The sequence below is a fragment of the Mucilaginibacter sp. GW821-FHT07H05 genome (assembly GCF_059418485.1).
Window position 1 is genome coordinate 74,893 of sequence record NZ_JBWKPY010000011.1, and the last position, 6,681, is coordinate 81,573.

At 43.4% G+C, this 6,681-nt stretch carries 8 protein-coding genes; 4 read left to right on the forward strand and 4 right to left on the reverse strand.

The window, feature by feature from the left end:
- Window positions 1–65: 65 nt before the first annotated feature.
- The 3 genes from AC07M6_RS24215 to AC07M6_RS24225 all read left to right on the forward strand — a co-directional run bounded on the left by AC07M6_RS24215 (window position 66) and on the right by AC07M6_RS24225 (window position 1,870).
- Window positions 66–689 (forward strand): porin family protein, encoded by a 624-nt coding sequence (locus AC07M6_RS24215; protein WP_494894014.1) that lies wholly within the window; start codon window positions 66–68, stop codon window positions 687–689.
- Between the two features lie 326 nt (window positions 690–1,015).
- Window positions 1,016–1,588, forward strand: a complete 573-nt coding sequence (locus AC07M6_RS24220) for a cysteine hydrolase family protein (RefSeq protein WP_494894016.1) — start codon at window positions 1,016–1,018, stop codon at window positions 1,586–1,588.
- 48 nt (window positions 1,589–1,636) lie between these two features.
- Window positions 1,637–1,870 (forward strand): hypothetical protein, encoded by a 234-nt coding sequence (locus tag AC07M6_RS24225; protein ID WP_494894018.1) that lies wholly within the window; start codon window positions 1,637–1,639, stop codon window positions 1,868–1,870.
- 14 nt (window positions 1,871–1,884) lie between these two features.
- On the opposite strand, the gene AC07M6_RS24230 is transcribed toward AC07M6_RS24225, so the two are convergent.
- Both AC07M6_RS24230 and AC07M6_RS24235 read right to left on the reverse strand, forming a co-directional pair.
- On the reverse strand, window positions 1,885–2,106 hold the full coding sequence (locus AC07M6_RS24230; RefSeq protein ID WP_494894020.1) for a DUF6965 family protein: 222 nt from the start codon (window positions 2,104–2,106) through the stop codon (window positions 1,885–1,887).
- Between the two features lie 85 nt (window positions 2,107–2,191).
- On the reverse strand, window positions 2,192–2,359 hold the full coding sequence (locus tag AC07M6_RS24235; RefSeq protein ID WP_494894022.1) for a hypothetical protein: 168 nt from the start codon (window positions 2,357–2,359) through the stop codon (window positions 2,192–2,194).
- Between the two features lie 247 nt (window positions 2,360–2,606).
- Here AC07M6_RS24235 and AC07M6_RS24240 point away from each other — a divergent pair, with 247 nt between their 5' ends.
- A complete protein-coding gene (locus tag AC07M6_RS24240) occupies window positions 2,607–3,185 on the forward strand; it encodes a hypothetical protein (protein ID WP_494894024.1) in 579 nt (192 codons plus the stop codon).
- Between the two features lie 222 nt (window positions 3,186–3,407).
- Here AC07M6_RS24240 and AC07M6_RS24245 read toward each other — a convergent pair whose 3' ends face one another.
- Both AC07M6_RS24245 and AC07M6_RS24250 read right to left on the reverse strand, forming a co-directional pair.
- Complete coding sequence (locus tag AC07M6_RS24245) at window positions 3,408–5,516, reverse strand: heparinase II/III domain-containing protein (RefSeq protein WP_494894026.1); 2,109 nt, start codon at window positions 5,514–5,516, stop codon at window positions 3,408–3,410.
- A 19-nt stretch (window positions 5,517–5,535) separates the two neighbouring features.
- The coding region (locus AC07M6_RS24250; RefSeq protein WP_494894029.1) for a beta-galactosidase small subunit-related protein at window positions 5,536–6,681 on the reverse strand (1,146 nt) is incomplete at its 5' end.

A 6,681-nucleotide genomic window follows, 5' to 3' on the forward strand; every position in this document is an offset into this window, starting at 1 on the left:
ACTTAAATAATCAGCCAGCGATTAGCTGGTGATACTTAAAAATCGTTACAACAAAAAAGAATTTTATGAAAAAGTCAATCTTAGGTTTAATCATTTTATCTGCCGTATCCCTTAAAAGTTTTAGCCAAACTGCCCCGGCATCAACCACCTCAGAAAATCAAAGCTTCGGTCAGAAGCTGATGAGCAAATTAGAATTCGGTATCAAGGCGGGTGGGAACTACAGCAACTTCACAAGCGCTAACTTTGCAACAGATCCGCTGCCGGGTTTTAATGCGGGGCTAACAGTAGCCTACAAAATTACCGACAACTTTTTGGTACAGGAAGAGTTTCTTTACTCACTACAAGGGGCCAAAGTTAAGGCCGGCTCATTTGCCAGCCAGGACATCAAACTTTCCTACGCTTCTATACCATTGCTTTTCAAATACCGCACCAATTCCGGTCTATATGTAGCTGCCGGTGGCCAGGCCGGGTTTAAAGTTAAAGAAGACATTGGCGGCCTGACCGACCTGAAATTTGCCAAAAAAGTCGATTTCGGCGCAGTAGGTGGTTTGGGTTACCAGTCTAAAATGGGATTAGGCATTGATGCCCGCTACTATTACGGGGTTCAAAAAGTTTCGGAAGTGCCATCTGCTATCCTGGGAGATTTTAAAAACAACAGCATCCAGGCCAGTATCTTCTACGTTTTTTAAATTATTGTTTTTCTTTTGTCTAATCTATTTATCCCGGATCATTTTGACCGGGATTTACTTTTAATGCTTATGGTTGAGGTATTTAAAACAAATGTTCAGACTAAGGAACAGGCCCGCTCACTCCTTATTGTACTTCATGTAAGTTTTTCTACCGCAGAGCTAAATTTTGATCTGGAGGATTGTGACCGGATATTAAGGGTTAAAGGAGATCATCTTCGTTTCCTTAAAATTATTCAGGCTGTAAATGCGAACGGGTACGAATGTATTCGATTGGAATAAATATCCTAATTTCAGCAACTAACTTTATAACCTTAAAATACACAGAAATGTTAATTAGAAAAAATGTTGCCCTTCTGGTCATGGATATGCAGATATCAGTTTTGGGAACAGTTCAGAATCCGGGCCCCTTGCTGGATAGTGTAAACAAAGCGATAAATAAAGCCCGACGCGAAGATATACCCGTAATTTATGTCACTGTGGGTTTTAGAATAGATGGCCCTGAGATCAGTCTGAACAATAAGATGTTTGGCGGAAGTAAGACAAGACTGAAAGGCATGAACATGGACGAAATGTCTAAGATTCATCCGGCAATACTTAAGAATGAGAATGAAATCACTGTACTCAAACGCCGGGTGAGTGGCTTTACCGGCAGCGACCTGGAAGTTGTACTCCGAGCAATGGGTATTCAGCACCTCATTTTAACAGGTTTTGCGACAAGCGGAGTGATCCTTTCAACATTGCGTGAAGCCGCAGATAAAGATTACCTATTGACCGTCCTATCGGATTGCTGTTCAGATTACGATGAAGAAGTTCATCGTATTTTAATGACAAAAGTTTTTCCAAGGCAGGCTGAGGTACTGAGTTTGGAAGACTGGCATGGGGATGTGAATATAACGTAACGTTTAATGATGATTTGGATATTCATTTATCCGACAGTCAAAATTAAATTGAAAAAGTTCAAAAAGGCCGGTGTCGATGCTTTTGAGATCGTTAAATATTTTTTCATTTATTTTGAAGATTACCATTACGCTATCGGGCCTTCACGCGAGCAGATACGGCTGAAGAAGCTGTACGATTCTGAGCTTGACGAGCAGGATATCGCTTATATCGCGACGCAATGGTTAAGCCGGATCGTCTCTGCGATCAATGAACAGATCAGTAACTTATCAAAAAAGAAATAATTTTATCTGCGGGGCTAAAACAGGGGTATATCCTGCCCGGAAAACGGTTCATCGAGCGCCTTTTTTATTCGCAGCAGCCAGTAGCGGATGTTTTTATCTTCGAGCTTTTCTTTGAGCATATTCAGATAGTGCTTCACGTAGTGGGTTAATTTGTGTTGGGTTGTGGCCCGGTCTATCCTTAATATTTCAGGTACATTTGCAGTTTCAAAATAGATGATCAGTTCGGCATCAGTCATGCGGCGAAGTTAAATAATGGTAGCTAAGCGGCGGCTGTTATTTGTATTTTTAAGCAGGCTTGTTAATGACTTTGCTTTCACGCGGTTAAGCAGGTTCGTCCTCATTCGGCGCGCTTTGGCACGCCTCATTCCGGCTCACCAGCTTAACGCGCAGACGCAACCACCCGTATTTGGCGCCATGCGCTAAAATACGGGCAGTTACCTGGTTATTTTTAACAAAGTATTCCTTCGGTGCGAACGATAATGTGTGCATTCTTTTCTCTCCAGATCCTATGGGCTTTGCTGGCAGCTTTGGAGTTGGAGAAACGTGGTTTTGCAATAGCCTCATAAACTGCCTGTCTTGGTGTTACCACCTTTTCCGCTAAAACAATTAAGTTTTTACTACAAAGGTCGTGCGCTTAGCAGGTGCTTGTCAAGGGTATATAAACCCCGCATGCGCGGGGCCCTTGACAAGCACCCGCCGCGCACGGAGAAGCAATAAAAACTTAATTGTTCAGCTTATGGAAAAGTTCGCATTAACACTACAATCAGCGCAAGCCATTCAGGATTATGGCGCTAAAAACTGGCTGATGAAATATGAGAAGGAACTGGTTGCAGAAATACTCGGCCTGATCGAAAATAATGATGTTCAGCAACTGGCGTGGTTTTCGGGTTTTGGCGAAGATATGCGACATATCCTGATGAATATACATGAATACCGGAAGGGTTTAACATTCGGCTTTACCGAAATTGCCTTTAATGCTTCCGGTTGGTTCACCTCGCCGAAATTTTTGGACTTTGAAGCAATTAAACTGGAAGCCAGCAGTATCCGTATCGGGCGCGGGCCGAACAGGCTTTGGGCATACGCGCTCAGTTGTAATTATGGCTGTGCGGGTCACAGCGGGCCGTTGAGCGTGTTTTGTAAAAAATTCAACAGCCGGGATGCGGCGTTAACCGCAGCGCTTGATGAATTGAAAAAAGATATGTTGTCAAAAGTTGGTGATACTGACCGTACTAATTACCATCAGGATGTGATATCTAAAACTTTGAAAATGATTACTAAAATGGAAATTGAGTTGGTGCAGCTGACGCTGTTTTAGATTAAGTTGAATGCGTATTGTGAGCTTTAATGCAATTTAAACAGTTTGGGTTAAAGTCTGAGCAGATGGCGATAAGTCATTCCAACAGTTGATGCGGGCAACAGCAAATCGGGCAAAGTCTGCCTCGTTAGACAATTTGGCTATGTTGGAGGCGTCAAACCTTATCATAACCGTCCCGGAGCTCTGCACAGTCAAGATTTTTTTAATCGTCGTAGACACAAATCACCAAAGAACGTAACTTTCAGTTTTGCCTTTTATAGCTATCGCACATTTTCCATTTGTAAAGGTAAGCGTATCCTCCCCAACGATTATTTTGTTCTTTATTTGTTTAACCTCCGGAACCGGGTTTTCCTTTTTTGCAGGGTAAATAACGGTGTAAAAAACCTGTTCATTGCTTTTACCTTCATTGCGGACCTCCAATTCAATGGAACTTCCCAATTTCCCTTCGTTAATACCACCAGGACTATAGTCGCGTGAAAGGCCGTGCATGTACCCTTTCCCTATTGTTGATGCTGTAGGCTGATCCGAAAAAATATGAATATCGAGGTTTGCGAGGGGTCTCGTAAAGAGCCAATGTGAGCCGGATGTTATTTCCTTTAGCTTCCCCTGGCTATCCCTATTATTGAGATGTAGTCGTGAGGTGTAGGTATGGACGCCCTCTTTTGCTTTGATTTTATCCACAATTACAAAGTATCCGGACTGTTTCACAAATAAAACGGATCTCCTTACATAATCCATCGGAATAGGGTAAGCCTGTGCCATCTCATTTACCAGTACATCAGCTATCTCACCCGATTTACACTGCACAATCTCTGCTTTAGGGTCTCCGTCTTCCCAAAATCCGGAAACATCGACCGTATTCCATACATAAATTTTCTTTTTCGGAAAAAGCTGGTTTTTATCATCTATGGTAATTGTATTGGCAGCCTTTGTGGTCATATCCCATTGGTAGTGCAATGGGCTTCGATAAGATGCTGAGCCAGTTGATACGATCAGGTATTCGCCGTAAGCGCCTAATCCTATCGAACCAATTTCAGGATGTTGATGACTATAGTGCAACAATGAACCATTCCCTGATCTCATCATGAAGACAATGGCATCTTCCTTCCATGATGACCGGATAAATGCATCGCCGTTTGTAAAACTTTTAACTAAGGCAAGTCTTTGTTGTTCCGGTGATTCGGGTTCAGGTAATTTTGTCAAAACAGAAGCAGTAAAAAGCATTTCCCGTAAATCGGGTAGTTTAACGAACCTATTTGCTAACCAGATGGATAGTGGATCCTGAAACATAAAACTCAGTAAATCCCCTATTTTAGGATCCAAGTATCCGCTGTAACTGTTATCACCGCTATGAAGAATCGTATTTTTGTTTGCGTTATTTGATGAAAATAAATACGGATATACCATCCATGAAGCGGAGTATCGTAATTTAGAAGCTGAAAAGAAAGAGGTTCTGTCTGAGGGGTTCATCGCCAATACTGCTGGAAACAGCGATCCGATAGGGTAATCAAAATAACCCTTGCCTTCACCATAACTCCCGTCAGTTTCAATCGAGCCGTTGATATAGTTAGCCATACTGGTAAAGGACCTCGATATACCTTGCTGATCATGCAGATATTTTGCTGCCACATATGCCCCGGCGGATACAACGGCTAACCAATTATTGGATTTATCTCCCGAAAGAAAATTCATACATGGATCTAACCCTTTTTCTTTTAATGCCTTATTAATTGCTTCTATTTCATTCGGCGAAAACAAATCCGGAGCAGCAGATGCAACCATCGCTACAGTTGAGGACAAAGCAGCAGTTTCCAGGCCCCCTACCGGACGGTTGCGGTTCAGTCCACGCAACTCCGCATGCAGCCAAAAATCCAAGGGCAATTCGGTTATTTGCATGATATGACCGTGAATAAATTGCCCAAGTTCTTTCTGACCTGTGATCATATAGGTTAAAGACAACTCCTGAAGTTGAGACACCGCATAAACATAACGACTGGACGCGACTTTATTGAAATCCCAACGGTTCAATACTTTAGCAGCCGCGGTGGTTCTTTCAACCCATGTTGTTTTTCCCGTAGCATTATGCAATAAGTAATCATATAGCTTCTCAAGCGTTTGTTTATTACCGCAGACAAATCCGGACGGGTATAAGTTCAACCTGGTCTTGTCTATTTTGAAGTCGCCATGATCAAACTTAGGCAGAGTTTGAGGTTTAGCTAAGGGCAGGTTCTTATATATCGGAAATTTTTGAGCTTTAAGGACGGTTGCTGATAATAGGCTAATAGAAAAAAGGAGGAAAAAAAAGCGATAGATAGGTATATTAGGTTTCATTTGATTAATTCCATTTAAATTATTTAAAATCGAACCATAAGGTTCCGGATATGGGTGTGTAGTTCAGCTGCATATTCTTCTGGCTTTGTGGCCCCATCTCTTCCGCCGGTTTGAACTTGGTGCCGATAGCGGGAATAGCGTTCATGAAGCCCAGGTTGCTTTCAGGGAAGGCCGGGCTGGTATAGTCATTGCCCGCACCTTTTGGTTTCGGCACCTTCAACATTTGCAGGAACAAGTGTTCATCTTCGGTATACACCGTGAACAGATGTTCTTTATTCTCGATGGTAACCCAATGCAGGTCCGCATGATAGCCTTTGAACTCCGGGTAGTTCCAGCTCTCGCCGGTAATGGTATTATTATAGTCTTTATGCCATACGTTTAGCGTGCCCCCTTTCAATCGGTTCTTCCAGACACGGTACGGGCCACTGCCTAACCATTTCATCCCCGTGATCTTTTGTTCCGGGTAGTTGAACGTGATGCCGTAATAGTCCGCATCCCCCTTTTGCAGGTAACGGTATTCCAGTTTCACCGGCCGGCCCGGTGTAAACGTCCATTTTACCTTAAAGCTGGTGTCTGCGTATCGGGCCTCAACGACCTGGCTATTGCCCGATGCGTATTGTTTGAGCTGCTGGAATACCATTTTGACGCCCGCCTGAACCGGACCGTCAGATAGCGAGATATCGCCTGAAATACCTTTTACCTTTTGCAGGTAACCGGTGCTTTTGCTGAAACAGTAACTGATCTGATCGCTGGTGATGATCAATTGATCGTTTTCGTCTTTGACCGTGCCTGTCGTGGTGGCTGTGCCCTGGGTATATCTGGCTGCTATCCTTTGCGCGGTAGCGACCGGCCAGCTACGGCTTACTATTTCCTTACCACCGGCATCGGTAACGGTAAGCCACAGGGCTTCGCTGTTCTTCCAGTCAGCAGGCAGTTTTAACTGTAGATCGCCGCTTGCACCCGGCCTTAATATGAAGCCTTTTACTATGCCGGAATAATTAATAACAGGCACGGTACGCTTGTTTTGTGGAGATGCAAAGCTGACGAGCTTCCAGTTAAAGGAGCACTTATTGAGGTCGGTATACAAATACCTGTTCTCAATGTTCAGCCTGCCGTCAAAGTTTTGCGGCAGGGTGCTATTGCTGATATAAACCGGCGACCAAAT